The sequence below is a fragment of the Tepidiforma bonchosmolovskayae genome (assembly GCF_008838325.1).
In the GTDB taxonomy this organism is placed as follows: domain Bacteria; phylum Chloroflexota; class Dehalococcoidia; order Tepidiformales; family Tepidiformaceae; genus Tepidiforma; species Tepidiforma bonchosmolovskayae.
Window position 1 is genome coordinate 867,497 of the sequence record NZ_CP042829.1, and the last position, 21,333, is coordinate 888,829.

Sequence of the window (21,333 nt, forward strand, 5' to 3'; positions counted from 1 at the left end):
CCTGCGCTCGGAGGCGTTCGATGGCGATTGACTGGCCGGCGGTGCACCGCGAGGCGCTCGAGATCCTGGTGCAGTACCTGCAGATCGACACCTCGAACCCGCCGGGGAACGAGAAACCGGCAGCGCGCTTTCTCGGTGCGATCTCCGAGGCGGAGGGCATCCCGGTGGAGTACATCGAGACGGCGCCGAACCGGGAGGTGCTGGTGGCGCGGCTGCGGGGGGACGGTTCGAAGCGGCCGATCATGCTGTGCAACCACACGGATGTGGTTCCGGTGGAGGAGCAGTACTGGAGCGTGCCGGCGTTCGCGGGGCTGGTGCAGGATGGGCGGGTGTACGGCCGCGGGGCGGTGGATATGAAGGGGTGCGGGGTGATGCAGCTGATGGCGATGCTGCTGCTGAAGCGGGAGGGGGTGCCGCTGAAGCGGGATGTGGTGTTCTGCGCGGTGCCTGACGAGGAGGCCGGCAGCGATTACGGCATGGCGTGGCTGTGCGAGCACCGGCCGGACATCGTGGATGTGGAGTACGAGCTGAGCGAGGGTGCAGGCGGGACGACCCGGTTCGGGCGGCAGGAGACGCGGCTGTTCAGCGTGGCGACGAACGAGAAGGACATCTGCTGGCTGAAGCTGACGGCGGTCGGGCGGCCGGGGCACGGGAGCGTGCCGCACGAGGACAACTCGGCGGTGTACCTCGTGCGGGCGCTCAAGCGGCTCGTGGACTGGGAGCGGCCGCTGGTGTTTACGCCCGACACGGAGGCCTACCTCGACCGGCTGGCCGAGGCGGGGCTGATGCCGCCGCGGTCGGACCGGAAGGCGGTGGAGGAGCGGATCCGGCGGTCGCCGGAGCTGCTGGCGATGTTCCAGAACACGCTGAACCTGACGATGCTGCAGGCGGGCATCAAGGCGAACGTCATCCCGGCGCGGAGCGAAGCGGTGATCGACTGCCGCCTGCTACCGGGGCAGTCGAAGCGGGACTGGATCCGGCAGGTGCGGGAACGGATCGGCGACGAGCGGGTCTCGGTGGAGCTGCTCTCGCCGGACCACGGCGAGCCGGAGGCGGTGCCGTGGGATACGGAACTGTTCCGGACGATCACGTCGGTGGTGAAGGAGGCGATGGAGGATGCGGTGGTGGTCCCGGGGATGACGATCGGCGGGACGGACAACCGGTTTCTGCGGGAGCGGGGGATCCCGGCGTACGGGTTCATCCCGTGCCTGCTCTCGCCGGAGGAGCGGCGCGGGTTCCACGGGAACGACGAGTTCCTGACGGTGGAGAACCTGAACCTCGGCTGCGAGCTGATGTACGAGATTGTGCGGCGGATGGTGAGCTAAGCGGCGCGGGCGGGGAGAATGGTGCCGATGGGGCACCGGCGGCGCTGGCAGGCGGCGGGGATCCTCGGCGGCGCGGTGCTTGCGCTCGGGCTGCTGGCGGGGCAGCTCTGGCTGACGCTGCACCTGCAGTGGACGAACCGGGAGCCGCTGGCTGATTCGGCGATCGGGTTCAACTTCAGCTGCGACCAGGCGGAGTACCTGCTGCTGGAGGAGCCGGGCGCCGGCCCGGATGGCCACGCGCCGGACGGGCGGCCGGGGCGGGCGGAGTGGTGCGCGGAGGTGCTTCGCGAGCTGATCGAGCGGACGGGCATCCGGCTGGTGCGGCTGAGCGTGCAGTGGGACGAGGTGGAACCGGAGGAGGGACGGTACGACTTTTCCGTCATCGAGGCGCAGCTCGATGCGGTGCGGGCCGCCGGGGCGACGGCGAACGTCTCCATCGGGATGAAGGCGCAGCGCCACCCGGAGTTCTACATCCCGGCGTGGGCGCTGGAGGGGGTGGAGCTGCGGGAGTGGATGGACCTCTCGAGCGTGCCGGTGCTCCGCGAGCGGGCGCTGAGGATGGTGTCGACGGTGGCGGCTCACCTTGCCGGGCGGCCGGAGATCGATTCATGGACGGCGGAGAACGAGGGGTACATCGCTTCGCACCGGGCCCACCACTACCACCTGGGCCGGGCGTACGTGGCGGAGGTTGCGGAGACGATCCGGCGGGCCGACCCGCAGGGACGGCCGGTGGCGATTAACCACGCCCAGCATTATGTCTATGACCGGCGATGGCGGGATGCGCTGGCCGATGCGGACGTGCTGGCGCAGAGCATGTACCCGCGGCGAAACGGCTCGGTGCTGGGGCGGCCGGTGGTGGTGGACATCATGCAGCTGGGGTGGCTGATGCCGAACTATGCCTACCAGGCGCGAGAAGCCCGGAAGGCGGGGAAGCAGTTCTGGGTGACGGAGCTCCAGGCGGAGCCGTGGACGGACGGGGACGCGCGGCTGATTTCGCCGGAGCGGCCTTCGAGGAACCTCTCGCCGGAGACGATGCTGAAGAACGTGGCGTACGCGCGGAGGACGGGCGCCGAGCGGATCTACCTGTGGGGCGCAGAGTGGTGGTTGTACCAGGAGCACCGGTTCGGCGACGGCCGGTGGCTGGAGGCGGCGCGGGCGGCAGCGGCCGGCGCGGCGGAGTGAGCGTCAGGCGGTGCGGCAGCGGGAGGGCTGCCTCGCGCGCTCGAGGCTGCGGGCAATGGCGCGGACGAGGTCGACGCCATCGATGAGCATGGGGATGTAGGCGGCGGCGCCGGCCCGTTCGTAGCGGGCACGCTCCTCGGGGCGTGGGATGGGTGCGAGGATGATGACGGCGGCGCCGGCGCGGACGAGCTCGTGGGCGCGCTCGGGCGGGCAATCGGCGGGGGTGGAGACGACCACGTCGCCGGGGCCGATGCCCTCGAAACCGGCGGCGCCCTCCGTGTGTACGTGGAGCTCGGGGGCGCGTTCGAGGCGGGCGACGAGCGCGCGGCGCAGTGCGCCGTCGGCAGAGACGACGTGGATCGGGCTGCCCTCCATGCCCGCCAGTGTCGGCAGGCGGACGGCGGGGGTGTGAGGGCCGAACGGGCCCGAGGGGTGGGCCGAGTGTCCCGGATTCTCGTTCGCGGTTAGGGATGCGTTACCATGCGCAGCAATGGGGACAGCAGCAGAAGGGCCGGCCACAGGGCCCGGCAGTTTCGAGCGACTCTCGGAGATGGCCGTCACCAGCGAACTGCTGGCGTCGAGCGAGGACCTCTCGGAGATCCTGCATCGGCTGGCGGACCGCGCCCGGGAGGTGACGGGAGCGGAATACGCGGCGATTTCGACGTTCGACGAAGAGGGGGTGCTGACCCGGTTCATCTACAGCGGGATCAGCGACGAACAGGCGCGCCGGCTGGGCGACCCGCCGCGCGGGCGCGGGCTGCTCGGCCACCTTGCGACGTGCGACCGGCCGATCCGGCTCGATGACCTGCGGGCGAGCCCGCACTTCACCGGGTGGCCGCCGGGCCATCCGGATATGACGCGGTTCCTCGGGGTACCGATCCGGGCGGGCGGACGGGCGATTGGGTCGCTCTACATGGCGCGCGGAGCCGACCGGCCGCCGTTCACGGCGGAGGACGAGGTCGCGGCGGCGGTGCTTTCGCTGCAGGCGGCGGTGAGCGTTTCGTACGCGCTGGCGCGGGAGCGGCGCGGGCGGATCTTCCTGCTGGAGGAGCGGGAGCGGATTGCGCACGACCTGCACGACGGGACGATCCAGGCGCTCTACGCCCTCGGGCTCGAGTGCGATGCGATGGCGAACCGGGAGGATTACCCGCCGGAGGCGCGGGAGGCACTGGCGAACGCGGTGAGCCGGATCAACGAGATCATCGCGGATATCCGCAGCTATATCACGATGCTGGAAGCGGCGACGCCGGTGGAGCAGCCGGAGCTGACGCGCGACCTCGGGTTCGTGATCCGGCAGCTGGTGCCGGGGTCGATTGCGACGGTGGTGAACATCTCGGCGGCGGCGCTGCAGGAGCTGACGACGCGCGAATCGGAGGACCTGCTGTACATTGCGCGGGAGGCGCTTTCGAACGCGGTGCGCCACGGGGCGCCGACGAAGATCGCGGTCGACCTGCGGCAGACTGATGACGCGACAGTGCTGACGATCCAGGACAACGGCGTCGGGTTCGACGAGGCGACCACCCGCAAGGGGCTCGGCACGGTCACGATGCGGACGCGGGCCGAGCGGCTGGGAGCGGAGCTGACGATTATCCCGATCCCGGGGATGGGCACGACGGTGCGGGTCACAATCCCGCGGCACCGCGACGATGAGGAGGACGTATGACGGCGAGCGCAGACGGCACCATCCATGTCCTGCTTGCGGACGACCACGACCTCGTGCGGCAGGGGCTGAAGGCGGCGCTGCGGGGGCACCCGGAGTTTTCGGTGGTGGCCGAGGCGCGCGACGGGCAGGAGGCTGTGCGGGAGGCGAAGCGGACGAACCCGGACCTGGTGGTTCTGGATGTGCGGATGCCGAAGCTGAACGGCATCGAGGCATGCCGGGAGATCCGGTCGGCGGTGCCGGGCGCGAACGTGCTGATGCTGACCTCGTACAGCGACGAGGAGGCGGTGATGCAGGCGATCGTGGCCGGGGCAAGCGGGTTCATGCTGAAGGACGTGAAGACCGACGACCTGATTGCGGCGATGCGGATTGTGGGCCGGGGCGGGAAGACGCTGGACCCGGCGAGCTCGGCGGCGGTCATTGAGCAGATCCGGCGGGGGAACATCGTGACCGAGGAGGACCGGCTGGCGGCGCAGCTCACGGAGCGGGAGCTGAAGATCCTGGACCTGATCGCCGAGGGGCTGACGAACCGGGAGATCGGCGAGCAGCTCTACCTCTCGGAGAAGACGGTGAAGCACCACGTGAGCGACATCCTGAGCAAGCTGGGGATGACGCGGCGGGTGGAGGCGGCGGGGTTCGCGATCAGGCGGGCGGCGCGGAAGCCGCAGGGGTAGGCGCGGCCGGGCGGGTCAGTAGCGGCCGCCGAGCTTGGCGTGGTCCCAGGAGTAGGTATCGACCGGCTTCACGCGCACCGTGACGCGCTTGGATGCGACCTTGAGGGCGGCCTCGGGGGTTTCCATCGGCGCGGGGATGCCGTTGTACTTTTCGCCGACGAGGGCCATGACGCGGGCGGTGAAGGGGGTGTCTTCGATGATTTCGGCGTCGCCTTCGATGACGAGGCCTTTGAGCTCGTGGTAGAGCTTGCCGGATTCGAGCATGACGGTGATTTTCGGATTGCGGCGGAGGTTCAGGACCTTCTGGCTCTTGGCGAAGGTGGTGAAGTGGATGAGGCCGTCGATGACGACGTACCACATGGCGACGAGGTGGGGGTAGCCCTTCGGCCCGATGGAGGCGACCTGGAGGGTCCAGCCCTGCTGGAGGAACTGCTGCTGCTCTTCGGGGGTGAGGGCAATTTCGGCGCGTCGGCTTGGCATAGGGGCGTGTATCCGCGGCTGGAGTGTGGTTGCCGGCTCAGTAGACCGCACCATGCGGGCTGAGGGCAAGGCGCGCAGCGTGGCCGCGGAGGCATGGCGGGCGGATAATGGCCGGATGAGCAACGGAACCCGCCAGCCCATCGTCTATCCGCCCCACACGAAGGTTGACCTGCGGAAGTTCGACCCGGCAGCGACGAACGGGATGACCAGGGAGGAGGCTGAGGCGGAGATCGTCGGCCTGCGGCTGCGGCTGAACGAACTGCAGAACGTGCTGTATGCGGATGCACGGTATGGGCTGCTGGTGGTGCTCCAGGGGATTGATGCAGCGGGGAAGGACAGCACGATCAATTCGGTATTTGAGCAGGTCGGGCCGATCGGCTGTTCGGTGGTGAGCTTCAAGGCGCCGACACCGGAAGAGCTGGCGCACGACTACCTCTGGCGTTACCACAAGGTGATGCCGGAGCGCGGGCACATCACGATTTTCAACAGGTCGTACTACGAGGCGGTGCTGGTGGAGCGGGTGAAGGAGATCGTTCCGAAGACAACCTGGGAGCAGCGGTACGAAGACATCAACCGGCTGGAGGAGTACCTGCTTCGGAACGGTACGGTGGTGATGAAGTTCTTCCTGGCGATTTCGAAGGAGGAGCAGCGGGAGCGGCTGCAGGAGCGGATCGACAACCCGAAGAAGCAGTGGAAGTTCCGGCTGCAGGACCTGGAGGAGCGGAAGTACTGGGACGCGTACCTTGAGGCGTTCGAGGACATGCTGGAGCGGTGCAATACGAAGCACGCGCCGTGGCATGTGGTGCCGGCGAACCGGAAGTGGTACCGGGACGTCGTGGTCGCGCGGGCGCTGGTGGAGAAGCTGGAGTCGCTCGGGCTGCGGTATCCGCCGGCGGACCCGGCGGTGCTGGGCCTGAAGGTGGAGTAGGCGGCTACCAGCCGAGGGCGGCTTCGATCCCCTCGATGGTGGCGGGGGCCCGGGTGATGTCGGGCGTGCAGTGGGCGACCGCGGTGTCGGGGTCTTTGAGGCCGTGGCCGGTGAGGATGGCGACGGCCCGTCCGCCGCGGAGCCTGCCGCTGCGGCCGAGCTTGAGGAGGCCGGCGACGGAGGCGGCGCTGGCCGGTTCGACGAAGAGGCCTTCGCGGCGGGCAAGGAGGCGGTAGGCCTCGAGGATGTCGTCGTCGGTGACGGCTTCGATGAGGCCTTCGGATTCGTCGCGGGCGGCGATGGCGGTTTTCCAGCTGGCCGGGTTGCCGATGCGGATGGCGGTGGCGATGGTCTGGGGGTTGGGTACGGGCTGGCCGGAAACGAGCGGGGCGGCGCCGGCGGCCTGGAAGCCGAGCATGCGGGGGTGGCGGGCGGCGAGGCCGCGCTCCGCGCACTCGCGGAAGCCTTTCCAGCAGGCGGTGATGTTGCCGGCGTTGCCGACGGGGATGGCGAGGACGTCGGGGGCATCGCCGAGGGCATCGCAGATTTCGTAGGCGGCGGTCTTCTGGCCTTCGATGCGGTGGGGGTTGACGGAGTTGACGAGGGCGATGGGGTGGCGGGCGGTGAGTTCGCGGGCGGCGCGGAGGGCGTCGTCGAAGTTGCCGTCGATTTCGATGATGCGGGCGCCGTAGGCGAAGGCCTGGGCCATTTTGCCGGCTGCGACCTTGCCCCCCGGGACGAGGACGTAGCAGTCGATGCCGGTGTGGGCGGCGTAAGCGGCGGCGCTGGCGCTGGTGTTGCCGGTGGAGGCGCACATGATGGCGCGGGCGCCGGATTCGAGGGCTTTGGCGACGGCGACGACCATGCCGCGGTCTTTGAAGGAGCCGGTGGGGTTGCAGGCTTCAAGCTTGAACCAGAGCTCATCGAGGCCGCATTCGGCGGCGAGGCTGGCTGCGCGGACGAGGGGGGTTTCGCCTTCGCCGAGAGAGATGCGGGGGGTGCGGTCGGTGAGGGGCAGGACGTCGGCCCAGCGGTAGAGGACGCCGCGGGGGCGGATGGTGGCTGCGGTCACGGTTCCTCCGGGGGGCGGAAGGCGTGGAATTTCATCTCCCGGAGCTCCTGTTCGAGCACCTGGATCTGCTTGCGGCGCTGTTTTTCGTACATGGCGTTGAACTTGGCGAACTCTTCGCGGACGTGGTCGACGACCTCTGCGATATCGCGGCGCATGGTGGCGACCCGTTCGCCGAGGCCGGAGTGGCGGCCTTCCAGGAGGGTAATTTCGCCCTGGAGCTTATCGACGGTGCCGACGAGCCGGTCGGTGAGCGCCTCGAGCTGGTTGAGGCGATTGTCGATGCGGTGGTGCTCTTCGCGCCAGAGGGCGATTTCGTCGATGAGCTCCTGGCGGTAGTCGCGCTCGTGGGCGACGGCGGAGATGAGCTCTTCGTTGCGGCGGACCATTTCGCCGACGACCTGGAGGCGCTCGAAGACGACCTCGAAGCGGTCATCGAGGTCGCCGAGCACGACCTGCTTGACGCGCTCTTCGAGGTCGCGGTTGACCTCGATGGTGCGTTCGAGGCGGAGGCCGAACTGCTGGACCTGCTGCTCGACCTCGCGCTGGCGTTCGAGGAGGGTCTGGAGCTGCTGGGCGACCTGGGAGGTTTGCTGCTGGACCTGGGCGACATCGGCGAGGACGAGGCCGAGCTGGTGGGTGGCGGTATCGATCCGGCGGATGGCCTCGCTGCGCTCCTGGCGGTCGTACTCGGATTCGGCGCGGAGAAGGCGGGACTGATGCTCGGCTTCGGCGCGGACGGTGCTGACGGCCTGGCGGAGGTCTTCCATGGCCTGGTCGATGGCGTTGAGCTTTTCGGGGAGGCCACGGAAGGGGAGGAAGCGCGGCTCCATGTCGCGGATGGCGCGCTCGGCGGCGTCGAGCTGTTCGGAGAGGTCGTGGACCTGGCGGCGGAGCTGGTCGAGGTAGGCGACGGTGCGGGCCTGTTCTTCACGCGCGGCGCGGAGCTGGCCCTCGAGCCAGGTGAGGAGTTCGGTGATGGCCTGGGCCTGGGGTTCGCCGGGCATGTCAGCCCTCCACGCGGAGGAAGGCTGAAACCTGGACGACAACGGGGAGCGTGGCCATTTCGCGGAGGGCGGCCTGGACGGCGCCTTCGCGGGCGCGGTGGGTCATGATGACGAGGTCGGCCGTCTGGGCGTCGGTGTCGGTTTCTTTCTGGCTGACGGCGGCGATGCTGACCTCGTGGTCGCCGAGGGTGCGTGCGATCTGGGCGAGGACGCCGGGGCGGTCGGTGACCTTCACGCGGAGATAGTAGCGGGTTTCGAGGTGTTCGAGGCCAAGGACGGGGATATCGCCTTCGGGGCCCCAGTATTTCCGTTCGCGGGTGCCAAGGACGATGGCGTGGGCGAGGTCGAGAAGGTCGGCGACGACGGCAGAGGAGGTGGGCTCGGAGCCGGCGCCGCGGCCCTGGAAGAGGACGGTGCCAGTGAGGTCGCCATGGATCTGCACGGCGTTGTAGACGCCGTCGACGCGGGCGAGGGGCTCATGCATCGGGATGAAGGCAGGGGCGACGCGGGCGATGATGCCGGCCGGGGTGCGCTCGGCGATGGCGAGGAGCTTGATGGCGTAGCCGAGCTCGCGGGCGGCTTCGAAGTCGCTGGCGGAGAGTTTGGTGATGCCCTCGGTGTGGACCTGGCGGGGGTGGACGCGGGTGCGGAAGCCGAGGGTGGCCATGATAGCGAGCTTGTAGGCCGCGTCGTAGCCTTCGACGTCGTTCGTGGGGTCGGGTTCGGCGTAGCCGAGCTCCTGGGCGGCGCGGAGGGCTTCGGCGTAGCCGCCGGGCGGAGGTTCGAGGCCCTGGCGGTGGAGGGCTTCGGCGACGGCGGCGTTGTTCGCCATGCTGGTGAGGATGTAGTTGGTGGTGCCGTTGATGATGGCGCGGATGGAGGTGATTTTGTTGGCGAGGAGGTCGCGGCGGAGGGGCGCGATGAGGGGGATGCCGCCGCCGACGCTGGCTTCGAACATGATGTCGAGGCCGCGGCTGTGGGCTTCGGCGAGGAGCTCGGGGCCGGACTTGGCGATGAGCTCCTTGTTGGCGGTGACGACGTGCTTGCCGGCCTGGATAGCGCGGCGGATGTATGTCCCCGCGGGCTCTTCGCCGCCGATGACCTCGACGATGATGTCGATGGACGGGTCGTCGAGCACGGCGCCGACGTCGTCGGTGAGGGTGCCGGGCGGGAGTTCGACGGCGCGGGGCTTGGCGAGGTCGCGGACGGCGGCGCGGCGGACGACGATCTCGGCGCCGACCTGGCGGGCGAAGTAGTCGCGGCGCTCGATGAGGGCGCGGGCGACGCCGGAGCCGACGACCCCGAGGCCGATGAGGCCGACGCCGATCTGCCGGCGGGCGCCGTCAGTTGGCATGGTCCTCCGCCCACTTGATGTCGCTGCTGGAAAGGCTGCGCTTGATGGGGATTGCGGCGCGCTTTTCTTTGATGAGCTCGTTGATGCGGAGGTCGGCGAGCTGGGACTTCTGGGTTTCCGAAGGAGTGGCGCTGGGGTCGCGCTTTTCGATGCGGAAGATCCACCAGTCGCCGTTGGCGAGCTGGACGGGGCCGATGATATCGGCGCCGGCGCTCTTGCCTTCGATGGCAGCGCGGACGGCCTCGGGAAGGAGCGCGGGGGGCTCGGGGTCCATGATGCCGTCTTTCTGGCGGGAGTTGAGGTCTTTGGAGGCGGTCTGGGCGACGGTACCCATGTCTTCGCCGGCCTGGATGCGGTTGAGTACGGCTTTGGCCTCGTCTTCGGTGGTGGTGATGATGGTGCGCAGGGTGACCATCTCGGTGGTATCGCCGATATCGGCGAGGATGGCGTCCTTCAGTTTCTTGCGGTAGACCTGCGCTTCGATCCAGCGGCGGTAGTTGGCGTCGCTCATGGTGAGCGACTGGAGGCGCTGGCGATAGAGGGTATCGAAGGTGGTGCCGGCGCCGCCGGCCGGCACGCCGAGCTGGCTGGCGATCTCGTTGGTCACGTCGTCGGGGGTGACGGTGATGCCGCGCTCGCGGGCGATGGCATTGACGATCGCTTCGGTTTCGAGCTGGGTGAGGAGCTGCTGCTCGGCGAGTCCGAGGTTGATGCCGGAGCTGGAGACGGACTGGGCGTAGGGGAAGAGGCGGTCGGCGTAGTACTTGAGTTTGAAGCGCTCATCGCCGACCTGGAGGATGACTTTCTCGGGGACGCGGAAGTTCTGGTCGTACCAGCGCCAGCCGATGAGGGCGAGGACGATGACGAGGAGGAGGGAGGCGCCGCCGAGGATGGCGAGGCGGAGGGTTTCCTCGCTGGTGAGGTAGAACCCTCCGCGGGCGTGGGCCCGGGATTCGCGGGGCCGCGGGCGGGGGAGTGCGGTGGTACGTTCGCGTCGGGCCATGTGGTGCTCCGGTGGCGGCGCTCGCGGTGCGGATTACCCGCGGATGGGGAAGATGCCCGTCTTGCGGATGTGTTCGAGGGTGTAGGGCAGGAGGGCGAGGTGCCGCGCGCGCTTGATGGCAGTCGCAACGAGGCGCTGGTGCTTGAGGCAGGTGCCGGTCTTGCGGCGCGGTTCGATCTTGCCGCGGTCGGAGATGTACATGCGGAGGCGGGCGATGTCCTTGTAGTCGACGCCGTCCATCTTTTCGACGCAGAAGCGGCAGACCTTGCGCCGGCTGCCGTAGCGGGGGCGCTGCTGGCGGGCGGGGCGCTCGCCTTCGGCGGGTGCGGGATTGGCGGTGCGTTCTTCAGAAGTCATAGCGGTTCATCCTTCCCGATGGGTTTGTCTCCGCGGCTGCGGGGACCGGGTGTTCGCGGCTATCCGGCCGCGGGCGGGCTGGCCGCAGCCAGCGGATGGTCATTCGAACGGCAGGTCGTCGACGTCGATGTCCTCGCGGGCGGAGCCGCCGCGGGGGCGGTCGTAGCCGGGTTCGAAGCCGGTGCCGCGGCCGCGGGCGGAGCCGCCGTTGCTCCATTCGTCGCCGGCCTGGTCGCGGGGGCCGCCGAGGAGCTGGATGGACTGGGCGATGACCTCGGTGCGGTAGTGCTTCTGGCCCTGGTCATCTTCCCAGGTGCGGGTCTGGACGCGGCCTTCGACGAAGACCTGCTTGCCCTTGGTGATGTACTGGGAGATGCGCTCGGCGGTATCGCCCCAGACGACGATGTTGAACCATTCGGTCTGGTCTTCCCAGTCGCCGGTCTGCTGGTTCTTGCGGCGGTTGTTCACGGCGAGGCTGAACTGGGCCTGCGGCGTGCCGGAGGCGAGGTAGCGGAGCTCGGCATCGCGGCCGGCATTCCCGATGAGGAGGATTTTGTTCAGTCCCGCCATGGTACGGACCTTTCGCTAGGGCTGGGCGGCTTCGGCCGCGGGCGCGTCGGCTTCGCCGGGAGTTTCGGCGGCCGGCGCGTCATCGGCTGACGCCGCGGCCGGGGCTTCGGCGGAGGCTTCGGCAGCGGGTGCAGGTTCGGCGGCAGGGGCAGGCGCCGGGGCTTCGCTGCGGGTTTCGCGCGGTTCGCGCGGCGGCGGCGGCGCGGGCAGTTCGTCGGCGCGGACGATCAGGTGGCGGTAGACGCGCTCATCGATGCGGAGGGCCGTTTCAATGGCGCTGACGTCGGAGGGCTCGGCTTCGATGCGGCTGACGACGTAGTCGGCATCGATGGCGTGGCGGATGGGGTAGGCCATCCGGCGGCGGCCCCAGTGGTCGATTTTGAGGACGCGGGCGCCGCGCGATTCGACAGTTTGCCGGAGCCGCTCGGCGGAGGCGTCGGGGCCGCCGGCCTCCTGCAGGGCGAGGTCGTAGACGACCGTGAGTTCGTATTCCCTCATGGAACCTCTGCCCGGGCGATGGGATTGTCCTTCGCGGGGAAGAACCGGGCTCCCGGGTCAACGAGTGAGGGTACCACCGCGCCGGGCTAGGCGGTAGCCGCGACCGGTTCGGCGTCGGTAATGCCGGGGACGGGGTAGGCGCGGGCGAACTCGGCGACTTCGGCGCGGACGGCTTCGCGGACGCCTTCGCCGTCGGGGTCCTTGAGGACGCGGATGATCCAGGCGGCGACGCGGCGCATTTCGTCTTCCTTCATGCCACGGCTGGTGAGGGCCGGGGTGCCGAGGCGGAGGCCGCTGGTGACGTAGGCGGAGCGCTGGTCGTAGGGGATGGTGTTGCGGTTGGTGATGATGCCGGCGCCCTGGAGGGCGTTCTGGGCCTTGAGGCCGCTGATGCCGACGGAGTTGCAATCGACGAGGATGAGGTGGTTGTCGGTGCCGCCGGAGACGAGGCGGATGCCTGCGCGCATGAGCTCTTCGGCGAGGACGGCGGCGTTCCGGACGACCTGGGCGGCGTAGGCTTTGAACTCGGGCCGAAGGGCTTCGCCGAAGGCGACGGCCTTGGCGGCGATGGAGTGGAGGTGGGGGCCGCCCTGGGTGCCGGGGAAGACGCCGCGGTCGAGGGCATCGGCGTGCTCGGCCTTGCAGAGCGCGAGGGCGCCGCGGGGGCCGCGAAGGGTCTTGTGGGTGGTGGTGGTCACGATATCGGCGTAGGGAACGGGGCTGGGGTGGACGCCGCCCGCGACAAGCCCGGCGATGTGGGAGATGTCAGACATGAGGATGGCGCCGGCCTCGCGGGCGATTTCGGCGAAGGCGGCGAAGTCGATGGTGCGGGGGTAGGCGGTGGCGCCGGAGACGATGATGCGCGGCCGGTGTTCGAGGGCGAGGCGGCGAACTTCGGCCATGTCGATGGTTTCGGTTTCGCGGTCGACGGTGTAGGGGACGAAGCGGTAGAGGCGGCCGGAGAAGTTGACGGGCGAGCCGTGGGTGAGGTGGCCGCCCTGGGAGAGCTCCATGCCCATGATGGTGTCGCCGGGGTTGGCGAAGGCGAGGTAGGCGGCCATGTTGGCCTCGGCGCCGGAGGTAGGCTGGACGTTGGCGTGCTCGGCGCCGAAGAGCTGCTTTGCGCGGTCGATGGCGAGCTGTTCGAGGCGGTCGCTGTGCTGATTGCCGGCGTAGTAGCGCTTGCCGGGGTAGCCTTCGGCGTACTTGTTGGTAAAGACGGAGCCGGTGGCCTCGAGGACGGCGGCGGAGGCGTAGTTCTCGCTCGCGATCATTTCGAGGGATTCGATTTGGCGGGTGCGCTCGTCGTCGATGATGGCGGCAACTTCGGGATCGGCGCGGTGGAGGATGGACATGGCGGCTCCCGGGTGGTGCGGTGGTGCTGGGTGTCGTAGAGCAAGGGTAGCAGGGTGAGCGGGGAGCGGGGAGCAGGGTGCGGGGAGCGGGGAGCAGGGAGCAGGGAGCAGGGAGCAGGGAGCAGGGAGCGGGGAGCGGGGAGCAGGGAGCGGGGAGCAGGGAGCGGGGAGCAGGGAGCGGGGAGCAGGGAGCGGGGAGCAGGGAGCGGGGAGTTAGCGGGCCCGGCGGAAGACGAAGAGGGCGTGGCCCTGCTCGCCGCGTTCGTAGGCCTGGACGAGGTAGGCGACAGCATCGAGCTGGCGGAGGTAGGTGCGGGTGCCGTAGCGCTCTTCGAAGTAGGGGCGGCGGCGGACGAGCTCGGCTTCGGCGACGCGCCAGGTGTGGGCGGCCTCGGCGCTCAGGGGGCGGTGGGCGGCGAGCTGCCAGCCGGCCCGCTCCCAGTCTTCAATGAAGGCATCGAGGCCGCCGCGGGAATCGGAGGGGGCTTCGCAGCAGAGGCAGAGGGTGGCGCCGGGCGCGGCGACGCGGTTGAACTCGTGGTAGGCGATTTCGGTGTCGAGCGCCCAGATGCTGTCGAAGGCGGCGTCGCGGAAGGGCAGGCGGCGGTTATCGGCGGCGACCCAGCGGACGGCGCTGCCGCCGGGGAGGTCGCGGCCGGCGGCGAGGAAATCGGGGTTGATGTCGGTTGCGATGGCGATGCAGCCGGTCTGTTCGGCGGCAAGGCGGGCGGTTGCGCCGACGAAGGCGCCGGCATCGAGCATCCGCCTGCCGGGGCCGAGGCCGGAGCGCTGGAGGAGCCAGCGGGTGGTTTCGATGCCGCCGACGTGGTTGTGCTCGCCGAGGAGGTCGATCCACCAGGCGGCGTAGTCGTCGGCGAGGCGCTGGAGGGCCGGATGGGCGGCGGGCACGGTTCGAGGATACCGAAGGCCGGTGGTGGAGGGGAGGGAAGGCCGGGGGTGGTGTAGGCTAGGAGGCATGGCTGAGCAGTACGCAGCGCGTGATACGCGGACGGGGCTGGAGGTCGCGGTGACGGGGGAGTTCCCGGCGCACCCGGACGACCGGATCCGGATTGCGCGGACGACGACGCTGTTCACGCGGCTGATGTCGACGATCCTTTCGACGCCGAACGAGACGGAGCGGCGGGAGCGGTTCATCGCGATTGAGACGCAGCTGGAGCTGGCGGATGCGCTCATCCGGCAGGACATGGAGGAGGTGCAGCGGCTGATGCGGCAGACGCTGGAACGGATGGGGATTACGCCGGAGCAGATGGACGAGATGGCGCGGAAGATCCTGGAGCAGCTGCGGGAGCGGGGCGACTTCGATTTTCCGCCGGGGCTCGATTCGTAACCGGGGTCACGAGGCTGGCGCGGCGGGGTCGTCCCAGCCGGGCGGCGCATCGGGGCTCCAGGCGATGCCGAGGAGCGAATCGCCGCGGGTGCGGTCGACGGGACGGAAGAGCTCCCATTCCTCGGGCGCGGCCTCGATTTCGATGATGGGCCAGCCGATGGGCGCGCCGGTGCCGCGGCAGACAAAGGTTTCGGCGTCGAACTCCCTGGTGCCGTAGGCAGCGGCGATGGCGGCGCCGACGGCCTGCTGCCACGGCGTGGGGGTCATGCCGCGCCGGGGGACGACGGTGGGATTGGCGGACATGGTGCGGAAGCTGGCCGGGTGGGCCATGCGGCCGGCCGAGAGGTAGCGCGGGGCTGCCGGCAGGGGCCGGGCGGAGAGGACGTCGTGCTCGAGGCGGCGGAAGAGGCCCTGGCGGCGGAAGGCGGGGTCGACGCAGCAGAGGCCGGCGAGCCGGACCGGCTGGGCCGGGAGGCGGGGGAGGTCGATGACGCGGGGCTCGCCGAGGGCGAAGCCCGCGGGCCGGCCTTCGGGGTCGCGGGCGATGGCGGCGAAGGCGAGGACGTGGAGCGATTTTTCGAGGTAGGCGGCGTTCGCCTCGCGGTAGTTCTGGCGGAAGAGGGCAAGGATGGCGTCGCGGTCGAGCGGGCCGAGGTCGGCGGTAGGGATGACGGCGATCCGGAGGTCGGCCGGGAGGGTCATTGCGGCGGGAGCGTAGTGCGGCCGGGGTGCGCCCGCAAGGGCCGGGCGGGCGGTAGGATGCAGGGCGGAGGTGATGCGCATGTCTGTCCACTACGAGACTGACGGGCCGATTGTGGTCGTGACGATTGACCGGCCGGAGGTGCGGAATGCGGTCGACCGGGCGACGGCGGCGGAGCTCGCCGCGGCGTTCCGGCGGTTCGAGGCGGATGATGCGCTGGCGGTCGCGATCCTGACCGGGGCGGGCGGCACGTTCTGCGCGGGAGCAGACCTGAAGGCGGTGGCGTCGGGCGGCGGGAACGTGGTACGGGAGGAGGGCGACGGGCCGATGGGACCGACGCGGATGCGCCTTTCGAAGCCGGTGATTGCAGCGGTGGAGGGGCACGCGGTGGCCGGGGGGCTGGAGCTGGCGCTCTGGTGCGACCTGCGGGTGGCGGCCCGGGACGCGGTTTTCGGGGTGTACTGCAGGCGGTGGGGCGTGCCGCTCATCGACGGGGGAACGGTGCGGCTGCCGCGGCTCATCGGCGAGAGCCATGCGATGGACCTGATCCTGACGGGGCGGGGCGTGAGCGGGGAGGAGGCGCGGATGATGGGACTCGCGAACCGGCTGGTGGAGCCGGGGCAGGCGCTGGAGGCGGCGAAGGAGCTGGCGCGCCAGCTGGCGGCGTTCCCGCAGCGGTGCCTGCGGAGCGACCGCCAATCGGCGCGGGAGCAGTGGGACCTGGCGTTCGAGGAGGCGATGCGGAATGAGACTCGGCTGGGGATGGCCGTGATCGCCTCGGGCGAGACGCAGGAGGGTGCCGCCCGGTTCGCGGGGGGCGCCGGGCGGCACGGTTCGTTCGCGGAGTTCGGCGGGAGCGGCTGAGGCGGCGGGTCAGCCGTTCTTGACGAGCTCGAAGTCGGCGTTGATGCGGACTTCATCGCCGACGAGCCAGCCGCCGGCTTCGAGCGGCGCGTTCCAGGTGAGGCCGAAGTCCTTGCGGTTGATTTTGCCGGTGACGCTGAGGGCGACCACGGTTTTGCCGAAGGGGTTCTTTGCGGGGCCGTGGACTTCGGCGTCAAAGGTCACCGGGCGGGTGGTGCCACGAATGGTGAGGTCGCCGGTGATGCGGAACGTGCCGGCGCCGGTGCGCTCGATGTTCGTGGTTGTGAACGTGATGGTCGGATGGTTCGCGACGTCGAAGAAGTCGGCGGAGCGGAGGTGGTTGTCCCGGTCGGGCTGGCGGGTATCGATGCTGGCGGCATCGATGCGGAAGGCGGCCCGGGAGCGGGCGAGGTCGGTCTCGTCGATATCGAGGTCGGCTTCGAACCGGGAGAAGGTGCCGCGCACGGTGGTGATGACCATGTGCTTGACGGCGAACTCGATGGAGGAGTGGGCGGGGTCGATGACCCAGGTGCTGGTTGCGGGAGAAGCGGACATGGGATGCACCTCGTTCCGTGGGATGTCGTTGCGATCGCAACTTCGAGCCTACAGCAACTTCTGCTTAGCCGGCAACCTTTCGTAAGGACGCGCGGGAGCGGCGGCGGGTCGGGCAGAATGTGGGCGATGGGCAGCTGGCCGTGGGGACGGATGGCGGACGAGTGCGACGTGCACCTGGTGCCGATCGTGAGCGCGGAGGGGTGCGTGTACTGCCGGCGGTTCCTGGCGGATGCGCCGCCGGGGTCGGCGATGACGGAAGGGGCGCGGCTGGAGGAGCTGGAGCAATGGCTGGCGGCGCGGCTTTCGGTGCCGGCGGAGCTGCTCTACCGGCGGATTGAGGAGCTGGTGGGGCGGCGGATCAGCCTGTCGGAGCTGGAGGACCCGGACCTGCTGCTGCAGCGGGCGCGAGGGCCGCGGCGGGCCTGGGACTGGGACGACTGGTAGACACGGTCCGGCCCGGCTCCGCCGCGGGGAGGAGACGCCGCGGGGGCCGGGCCGGGAGGGGGAGGGGGCGCCGTGCGGGCGGCTACTTCTGGGCCTGGATGCGCTGCTCGCTGATCCAGGCGCCGTGGAAGCCGTAGGGGACGCGCTGGGGAAGCGGCACGCGGGCGACGGGCGGGGCCTCCATGTCCTGGGCATTGATAACGACGAATTCGGAGCCGCCGGTGTTGTGGTCGTAGACGTAGGTCACGACGAAGCCGTCGTCCTCGGCGGTCGCGCCGGGGCGCGGGACGAAGACGCCTTCGCCGCCGTAGCGGCCCTTGCCGTGATAGTGGACCCAGTGGCGGCCGGTGTGGAGGTCGTATTTGATGATGGCGTCGGACTCGGGCATGCCGTTGCCGGCTTCGAAGCGGGCGGTGTAGCCGTAGCGGGCGGGGTAGGCGATAAGGGAGTCGTTGACGCGGGGGAAGTCGGAGGTCTGGTCGTCGAGGGCTTCCTCCTTGAGGGCGCCGGTGCGGAGGTTAAAGCGCCAGCGGTAGAGGACCTGATTGCCGTCTTCGCGGACGAGGCGGCGGTCTTCGGGGGTTGGGGCGATGGAGGAGTCGAGGGCGCCGAGGTCGACGTCCTTCATGCGGCAGGCGTCGAGGACGACTTCGTCGCCCTGTTCGAAGGCGTTGAGGGTGTGGAAGACGTAGCAGGGCGGGGCTTCGAACCAGCGGACCTGGTCGCCGGTGGCGTGGCGGGGGAGGATGCCGAAGCGGGCGGGGAGGTCTTTGTTGAAGTAGAGAGGCGACTCGCCGCGCATGGCGCGCTGCATATCGAAGACGAGGGGGAGGTCCATGAAGATGGAGTAGTGCTCGGTGACGGCGAAGTCGTGCATCATGACGCCGCGGGGGAGGTCGATGGGCGTGGTGAGGACGATTTCGCCTTCGGGGCTGACGACGGAGTACTGGAGGTAGGGGACTTTGGCGCCCTGCCTGGCGAGGTCGAAGCCCATCATGTTGTAGCCGAAGAAGAGCATCTCGCCGGTGCGCTCGTCGACCTTGGGGTGGGCGGTGAAGGCGTGGAGCAGGCGGCCGTTGTAGTTGTAGGTGCCGAGGGTTTCGAGGCCGGGAAGCTTGATGTGGTGGGGGTCGCCGGCTTCCCAGAGGGCGAAGAGGCGGCCATCGTGCCAGACGAGGGCGGTGTTGCCGGTGTTGCCGCGGGAGGGGCCGTTGGGGTTATCGAACTCGGGCTCGCCGAGGCCGCTGCCCCAGAGCGCGCGGCCGGCGGCCTTTTCGCGCTTGTAGGCTTCGGTCTGGACGTAACGGTTGCGGTAGGAGACGCGGCCGTCCTTGATGCGGACGCCGTGGAGCATGCCGTCGCCACCGAACCAGTGGTAGTTCTTGATGACATCGAACTGGGGGTTGGGGCCGTTGCGGACGAACATGCCTTCGAGGCCCTCGGGGAGTTCGCCGATCACTGGGAGGTCTTCGGCGGTGACCTCTTCGCGGACGGGCGCGAAGTTGCCTTCGAGGAAGGGGCTGGTGACGCGTTCTTCGGCCATGACCATGGGGTGAGCACCTCGCTGCCGGGCGGAATCCTATTCAAATGTTTGAACAGGTTGGTGGGAGTATACGCGATGGTGTCAAGGGGGAGGGTGAGGAAGCGGGAAGGGGAGGCGGCCCGTAGAATCGGCGGCAGACTGTACTTCGAAGGGGGAGCTCTGCGGCATGGGACTGGAAGGACGGGTTGCGCTCGTGACCGGCGGGGGCCGGGGGATTGGGCGGGCGATTTCGCTGGCGCTTGCGGCGGACGGCGCGGCGGTAGCGGTGAACTACCGGCGGGACGAAGAGGCCGCCCGGGAGACGGTGGCGGAGATCGAGCGGATGGGCGGCCGGGCGAAGATGTACATGGCCTCGGTGGATGATTTCGAGCAGGACCGGGCGATGGTGGAGCAGGTCATCGCCGATTTCGGGTACATCGACATCCTCGTGAACAACGCGGGGATTGCGAGCCGGGGGCTGAGCGTGGCGGACACGGACCCGGCGGAGCTGGAGCGGGTGGTGCGAACGCATGCGTTCGGGCCGCACTACCTTTCGAAGCTGGTGCTGCCGAGCATGCGGACGCGGCCGCGGGGCGACATCATCATGATTTCGAGCGTGGCGGCGCGGATGCTGAGCGCGAACGGCGGGCCGTACAACATGGGGAAGGCGGCGATGGAGGCGCTGGCGATGACGCTCTACAAGGAGGAGCGCCGGCACAACATCCGGGTGAACATCGTGGCGCCGGGCCTGACGGAGACGGAGATGGGGAGCCGGCTGGCGCGGGCGACGCAGGGGGTGCAGAGCCTGCGGGAGATCGACCAGCGGTCGCCGTTCGGGCGGGTGTGCCAGCCGGAGGATGTGGCGAAAGTGGTGCGCTTCCTGGTGAGCGATGACGCGTTCTACCTGACCGGGCAGCGGATCGAGGTGGACGGCGGGGGCACGGCGGCGCTGCCGAACCTGTTCTGAGGTGCCGCCGGATGACGGGCGTGCCGGAGAAGGTGCTGGCGACGATGCAGGAGGTGGGGCGGGACCTCTACCAGCTGGGGCTGGTTTCGAGCCACGGCGGGAACCTGAGCATCCGCGAAGGAGCCGGGATGTGGATCACCGGGACGGGCACGATGCTGGGGCGGCTGCGGGAGCGACACATCGCGCACGTCCGGCCGGACGGGACGTACGTGGGCCCGCCGCCGTCGAGCGACACGGTGCTGCATTCGACGATTTACGCGATGACGGGCGCGGGGGCGGTTGCGCATGCCCACCCGCGGCACGCCATCGCGCTGAGCTTCGGGACGGACCGGTTCGTGCCGATCGACTTCGAGGGGCAGCACTTTTTGAAGGCGGTGCCGGTGGTGGAGCAGGGGCCGAACCAGGCGGCGCAGATTGCTGCGGCGCTCCAGGAGGCGGTGGCGGTGCTGCTGCGCGGGCACGGGGCGTACGCCCGCGGCGCGAACCTCTGGGAGACGCTGCACTGGCTGACGGCGCTGGAGGAGAGCGCGCAGGTGGCGATCCTCGCCGGGCTGGCGGGCCAGCGGCCGGGGCCGGCGGGCTGAGCGGCTACTGCCGCCGGACGGCTCCGGGGATGCCGCTGGGGTCGATCCGCATGCCGTAGAGCTCCTGGTTGTGGCTGTGGGCGAGCTGGTGGAGGTTGAAGACAGCGAGCATCGCCTGCCACTGGCCCTGGGCTTCGAGGGTCTGGTTGACGGCCTCCTTGGCGAGCTTCAGGGCGAAGGAGGGTTTCTGGGCGATCTTCTCGGCGAGGGCGAGGGTGAAGGATTCGAGCTCTTCGCGCGGGACGACGTGGTTGACCATGCCGAGGCGGTAGGCGTCCTGGGCAGTGACCCAGTCGGCGGTGAAGAGCATCTCCTTGGCCTTGCGGGCGCCGAGCTCCCAGGGGTGGGCGAAGTATTCGACGCCGCAGACGCCCATCTGGACGACGGGGTCGGAGAACATGGCGTCGTCGCTGGCGACAATGAGGTCGCAGACCCAGGCGAGCATGAGGCCGCCGGCGATGCACTTGCCCTGGACCTGGGCGATGGTGGGCTTGAGGATGTTGCGCCAGCGGCGGCACATGCCGAGGTAGATCTCCTCTTCGACGGCCATGTAGCCTTCGGCGCCCTTTTTGTTGAACTCGCGCCAGGTGCCGACGGTGGGATAGCTGGAGAGGGGCGGGCCGCCGCCGCGGAGGTCGTGGCCGGCGGAGAAGTGGGGGCCGGCGCCGGCGAGGATGATGACCTTGACCGACTCGTCGGCGGCAGCCTCATCGAAGGCGGCGTTCAGGTCGTAGGTGAGCTGGTAGTTCTGGGCGTTGCGGGCTTCGGGGCGGTTCTGGGTGATGCGGGCAACGCCGGGCGCCGGGATTTCGTAGATGACGGTTTCGAAGGTCGGCATGAGAAGCCTCCGCAGTGTAGGGGTCGGGCGCGATTGTAGACCCGCTGCG

25 protein-coding genes are annotated in these 21,333 nt (G+C 69.5%); 10 read left to right on the top strand and 15 right to left on the bottom strand.

Annotation, left to right across the window (positions count from 1 at the left end; all coding sequences use genetic code 11):
• Positions 1-20: 20 nt before the first annotated feature.
• A complete protein-coding gene (locus Tbon_RS04460; RefSeq protein ID WP_158066502.1) occupies positions 21-1,325 on the top strand; it encodes a M20/M25/M40 family metallo-hydrolase in 1,305 nt (434 codons plus the stop codon).
• Positions 1,326-1,352: 27 nt separating this feature from the next.
• Positions 1,353-2,507, top strand: coding sequence for a beta-galactosidase (locus Tbon_RS04465; RefSeq protein ID WP_192498140.1), 1,155 nt, complete (start codon positions 1,353-1,355; stop codon positions 2,505-2,507).
• A 3-nt stretch (positions 2,508-2,510) separates the two neighbouring features.
• Here the strand turns inward: Tbon_RS04465 and Tbon_RS04470 are convergent, their stop codons facing one another.
• Positions 2,511-2,882, bottom strand: coding sequence for a hypothetical protein (locus tag Tbon_RS04470; protein ID WP_158066504.1), 372 nt, complete (start codon positions 2,880-2,882; stop codon positions 2,511-2,513).
• A 115-nt stretch (positions 2,883-2,997) separates the two neighbouring features.
• On the opposite strand from Tbon_RS04470, the gene Tbon_RS04475 reads away from it, so the two are divergent.
• Positions 2,998-4,170 (top strand): GAF domain-containing sensor histidine kinase, encoded by a 1,173-nt coding sequence (locus Tbon_RS04475; RefSeq protein ID WP_158066505.1) that lies wholly within the window; start codon positions 2,998-3,000, stop codon positions 4,168-4,170.
• Positions 4,167-4,841, top strand: coding sequence for a response regulator (locus tag Tbon_RS04480; RefSeq protein ID WP_158066506.1), 675 nt, complete (start codon positions 4,167-4,169; stop codon positions 4,839-4,841). The genes Tbon_RS04475 and Tbon_RS04480 overlap by 4 nt, the downstream gene beginning before the upstream one ends.
• Positions 4,842-4,856: 15 nt before the next feature.
• Here the strand turns inward: Tbon_RS04480 and Tbon_RS04485 are convergent, their stop codons facing one another.
• The gene (locus Tbon_RS04485) at positions 4,857-5,321 is read right to left on the bottom strand and encodes a pyridoxamine 5'-phosphate oxidase family protein (protein WP_192498141.1); all 465 of its coding nucleotides are present in this window, start codon (positions 5,319-5,321) and stop codon (positions 4,857-4,859) included.
• 115 nt (positions 5,322-5,436) lie between these two features.
• On the opposite strand from Tbon_RS04485, the gene Tbon_RS04490 reads away from it, so the two are divergent.
• The gene (locus Tbon_RS04490; RefSeq protein WP_192498142.1) at positions 5,437-6,249 is read left to right on the top strand and encodes a polyphosphate kinase 2 family protein; all 813 of its coding nucleotides are present in this window, start codon (positions 5,437-5,439) and stop codon (positions 6,247-6,249) included.
• A 4-nt stretch (positions 6,250-6,253) separates the two neighbouring features.
• Here Tbon_RS04490 and thrC read toward each other — a convergent pair whose 3' ends face one another.
• The 9 genes from thrC to Tbon_RS04535 all read right to left on the bottom strand — a co-directional run bounded on the left by thrC (position 6,254) and on the right by Tbon_RS04535 (position 14,371).
• Entirely contained in the window at positions 6,254-7,321 is a 1,068-nt protein-coding gene (gene thrC / locus Tbon_RS04495) for a threonine synthase (protein ID WP_225734706.1), read from the bottom strand.
• Positions 7,318-8,325, bottom strand: coding sequence for a coiled-coil domain-containing protein (locus tag Tbon_RS04500; protein ID WP_158066509.1), 1,008 nt, complete (start codon positions 8,323-8,325; stop codon positions 7,318-7,320). Before Tbon_RS04500 ends, thrC begins: the two co-directional genes overlap by 4 nt.
• A 1-nt stretch (position 8,326) precedes the next feature.
• On the bottom strand, positions 8,327-9,679 hold the full coding sequence (locus tag Tbon_RS04505) for a homoserine dehydrogenase (protein WP_158066510.1): 1,353 nt from the start codon (positions 9,677-9,679) through the stop codon (positions 8,327-8,329).
• Positions 9,669-10,682 carry a peptidylprolyl isomerase gene (locus Tbon_RS04510; protein WP_158066511.1) on the bottom strand — a complete coding sequence of 338 codons (1,014 nt, stop codon included), beginning with the start codon at positions 10,680-10,682 and terminating at the stop codon, positions 9,669-9,671. The genes Tbon_RS04505 and Tbon_RS04510 overlap by 11 nt, the downstream gene beginning before the upstream one ends.
• 33 nt (positions 10,683-10,715) lie before the next feature.
• The gene (rpsR, locus tag Tbon_RS14125; RefSeq protein ID WP_158066512.1) at positions 10,716-11,039 is read right to left on the bottom strand and encodes a 30S ribosomal protein S18; all 324 of its coding nucleotides are present in this window, start codon (positions 11,037-11,039) and stop codon (positions 10,716-10,718) included.
• 99 nt (positions 11,040-11,138) lie between these two features.
• The gene (locus Tbon_RS04520; protein ID WP_158066513.1) at positions 11,139-11,609 is read right to left on the bottom strand and encodes a single-stranded DNA-binding protein; all 471 of its coding nucleotides are present in this window, start codon (positions 11,607-11,609) and stop codon (positions 11,139-11,141) included.
• A 15-nt stretch (positions 11,610-11,624) separates the two neighbouring features.
• Positions 11,625-12,107, bottom strand: a complete 483-nt coding sequence (gene rpsF / locus Tbon_RS04525; RefSeq protein ID WP_158066514.1) for a 30S ribosomal protein S6 — start codon at positions 12,105-12,107, stop codon at positions 11,625-11,627.
• 86 nt (positions 12,108-12,193) lie between these two features.
• Positions 12,194-13,462 (bottom strand): serine hydroxymethyltransferase, encoded by a 1,269-nt coding sequence (locus Tbon_RS04530; RefSeq protein ID WP_158066515.1) that lies wholly within the window; start codon positions 13,460-13,462, stop codon positions 12,194-12,196.
• Positions 13,463-13,675: 213 nt separating this feature from the next.
• Positions 13,676-14,371 (bottom strand): class I SAM-dependent methyltransferase, encoded by a 696-nt coding sequence (locus Tbon_RS04535; RefSeq protein WP_192498143.1) that lies wholly within the window; start codon positions 14,369-14,371, stop codon positions 13,676-13,678.
• A gap of 67 nt (positions 14,372-14,438) precedes the next feature.
• Between Tbon_RS04535 and Tbon_RS04540 the strand changes: the two genes are divergently transcribed.
• On the top strand, positions 14,439-14,810 hold the full coding sequence (locus Tbon_RS04540) for a PIN domain-containing protein (RefSeq protein WP_098503171.1): 372 nt from the start codon (positions 14,439-14,441) through the stop codon (positions 14,808-14,810).
• Positions 14,811-14,816: 6 nt separating this feature from the next.
• On the opposite strand, the gene Tbon_RS04545 is transcribed toward Tbon_RS04540, so the two are convergent.
• On the bottom strand, positions 14,817-15,512 hold the full coding sequence (locus Tbon_RS04545) for a hypothetical protein (RefSeq protein ID WP_158066517.1): 696 nt from the start codon (positions 15,510-15,512) through the stop codon (positions 14,817-14,819).
• A 79-nt stretch (positions 15,513-15,591) separates the two neighbouring features.
• Here Tbon_RS04545 and Tbon_RS04550 point away from each other — a divergent pair, with 79 nt between their 5' ends.
• Positions 15,592-16,374 carry a crotonase/enoyl-CoA hydratase family protein gene (locus Tbon_RS04550; RefSeq protein WP_158066518.1) on the top strand — a complete coding sequence of 261 codons (783 nt, stop codon included), beginning with the start codon at positions 15,592-15,594 and terminating at the stop codon, positions 16,372-16,374.
• Positions 16,375-16,383: 9 nt separating this feature from the next.
• On the opposite strand, the gene Tbon_RS04555 is transcribed toward Tbon_RS04550, so the two are convergent.
• Positions 16,384-16,929, bottom strand: coding sequence for a YceI family protein (locus tag Tbon_RS04555; RefSeq protein ID WP_158066519.1), 546 nt, complete (start codon positions 16,927-16,929; stop codon positions 16,384-16,386).
• A gap of 126 nt (positions 16,930-17,055) precedes the next feature.
• On the opposite strand from Tbon_RS04555, the gene Tbon_RS04560 reads away from it, so the two are divergent.
• Positions 17,056-17,373 (top strand): hypothetical protein, encoded by a 318-nt coding sequence (locus Tbon_RS04560; RefSeq protein WP_158066520.1) that lies wholly within the window; start codon positions 17,056-17,058, stop codon positions 17,371-17,373.
• An 82-nt stretch (positions 17,374-17,455) separates the two neighbouring features.
• Here Tbon_RS04560 and Tbon_RS04565 read toward each other — a convergent pair whose 3' ends face one another.
• Complete coding sequence (locus tag Tbon_RS04565) at positions 17,456-18,916, bottom strand: carotenoid oxygenase family protein (RefSeq protein WP_158068244.1); 1,461 nt, start codon at positions 18,914-18,916, stop codon at positions 17,456-17,458.
• Positions 18,917-19,082: 166 nt separating this feature from the next.
• Between Tbon_RS04565 and Tbon_RS04570 the strand changes: the two genes are divergently transcribed.
• Both Tbon_RS04570 and Tbon_RS04575 read left to right on the top strand, forming a co-directional pair.
• Entirely contained in the window at positions 19,083-19,862 is a 780-nt protein-coding gene (locus Tbon_RS04570; RefSeq protein WP_158066521.1) for an SDR family NAD(P)-dependent oxidoreductase, read from the top strand.
• A gap of 11 nt (positions 19,863-19,873) precedes the next feature.
• A complete protein-coding gene (locus tag Tbon_RS04575; RefSeq protein ID WP_158066522.1) occupies positions 19,874-20,446 on the top strand; it encodes a class II aldolase/adducin family protein in 573 nt (190 codons plus the stop codon).
• 4 nt (positions 20,447-20,450) lie between these two features.
• On the opposite strand, the gene Tbon_RS04580 is transcribed toward Tbon_RS04575, so the two are convergent.
• Positions 20,451-21,284 carry an enoyl-CoA hydratase gene (locus Tbon_RS04580; RefSeq protein WP_158066523.1) on the bottom strand — a complete coding sequence of 278 codons (834 nt, stop codon included), beginning with the start codon at positions 21,282-21,284 and terminating at the stop codon, positions 20,451-20,453.
• Between the last annotated feature and the right edge of the window lie 49 nt (positions 21,285-21,333).

Coding starts and splice junctions, on each gene's coding strand:
- Tbon_RS04460 (WP_158066502.1), top strand. CDS start 21: ATGGCGATTGACTGGCCGGCGGTGCACCGCGAGGCGCTCGAGATCCTG.
- Tbon_RS04465 (WP_192498140.1), top strand. CDS start 1,353: ATGGGGCACCGGCGGCGCTGGCAGGCGGCGGGGATCCTCGGCGGCGCG.
- Tbon_RS04470 (WP_158066504.1), bottom strand. CDS start 2,882: ATGGAGGGCAGCCCGATCCACGTCGTCTCTGCCGACGGCGCACTGCGC.
- Tbon_RS04475 (WP_158066505.1), top strand. CDS start 2,998: ATGGGGACAGCAGCAGAAGGGCCGGCCACAGGGCCCGGCAGTTTCGAG.
- Tbon_RS04480 (WP_158066506.1), top strand. CDS start 4,167: ATGACGGCGAGCGCAGACGGCACCATCCATGTCCTGCTTGCGGACGAC.
- Tbon_RS04485 (WP_192498141.1), bottom strand. CDS start 5,321: ATGCCAAGCCGACGCGCCGAAATTGCCCTCACCCCCGAAGAGCAGCAG.
- Tbon_RS04490 (WP_192498142.1), top strand. CDS start 5,437: ATGAGCAACGGAACCCGCCAGCCCATCGTCTATCCGCCCCACACGAAG.
- Tbon_RS04500 (WP_158066509.1), bottom strand. CDS start 8,325: ATGCCCGGCGAACCCCAGGCCCAGGCCATCACCGAACTCCTCACCTGG.
- Tbon_RS04505 (WP_158066510.1), bottom strand. CDS start 9,679: ATGCCAACTGACGGCGCCCGCCGGCAGATCGGCGTCGGCCTCATCGGC.
- Tbon_RS04510 (WP_158066511.1), bottom strand. CDS start 10,682: ATGGCCCGACGCGAACGTACCACCGCACTCCCCCGCCCGCGGCCCCGC.
- rpsR (WP_158066512.1), bottom strand. CDS start 11,039: ATGACTTCTGAAGAACGCACCGCCAATCCCGCACCCGCCGAAGGCGAG.
- Tbon_RS04520 (WP_158066513.1), bottom strand. CDS start 11,609: ATGGCGGGACTGAACAAAATCCTCCTCATCGGGAATGCCGGCCGCGAT.
- rpsF (WP_158066514.1), bottom strand. CDS start 12,107: ATGAGGGAATACGAACTCACGGTCGTCTACGACCTCGCCCTGCAGGAG.
- Tbon_RS04530 (WP_158066515.1), bottom strand. CDS start 13,462: ATGTCCATCCTCCACCGCGCCGATCCCGAAGTTGCCGCCATCATCGAC.
- Tbon_RS04540 (WP_098503171.1), top strand. CDS start 14,439: ATGGCTGAGCAGTACGCAGCGCGTGATACGCGGACGGGGCTGGAGGTC.
- Tbon_RS04545 (WP_158066517.1), bottom strand. CDS start 15,512: ATGACCCTCCCGGCCGACCTCCGGATCGCCGTCATCCCTACCGCCGAC.
- Tbon_RS04550 (WP_158066518.1), top strand. CDS start 15,592: ATGTCTGTCCACTACGAGACTGACGGGCCGATTGTGGTCGTGACGATT.
- Tbon_RS04555 (WP_158066519.1), bottom strand. CDS start 16,929: ATGTCCGCTTCTCCCGCAACCAGCACCTGGGTCATCGACCCCGCCCAC.
- Tbon_RS04560 (WP_158066520.1), top strand. CDS start 17,056: ATGGGCAGCTGGCCGTGGGGACGGATGGCGGACGAGTGCGACGTGCAC.
- Tbon_RS04565 (WP_158068244.1), bottom strand. CDS start 18,916: ATGGCCGAAGAACGCGTCACCAGCCCCTTCCTCGAAGGCAACTTCGCG.
- Tbon_RS04570 (WP_158066521.1), top strand. CDS start 19,083: ATGGGACTGGAAGGACGGGTTGCGCTCGTGACCGGCGGGGGCCGGGGG.
- Tbon_RS04575 (WP_158066522.1), top strand. CDS start 19,874: ATGACGGGCGTGCCGGAGAAGGTGCTGGCGACGATGCAGGAGGTGGGG.
- Tbon_RS04580 (WP_158066523.1), bottom strand. CDS start 21,284: ATGCCGACCTTCGAAACCGTCATCTACGAAATCCCGGCGCCCGGCGTT.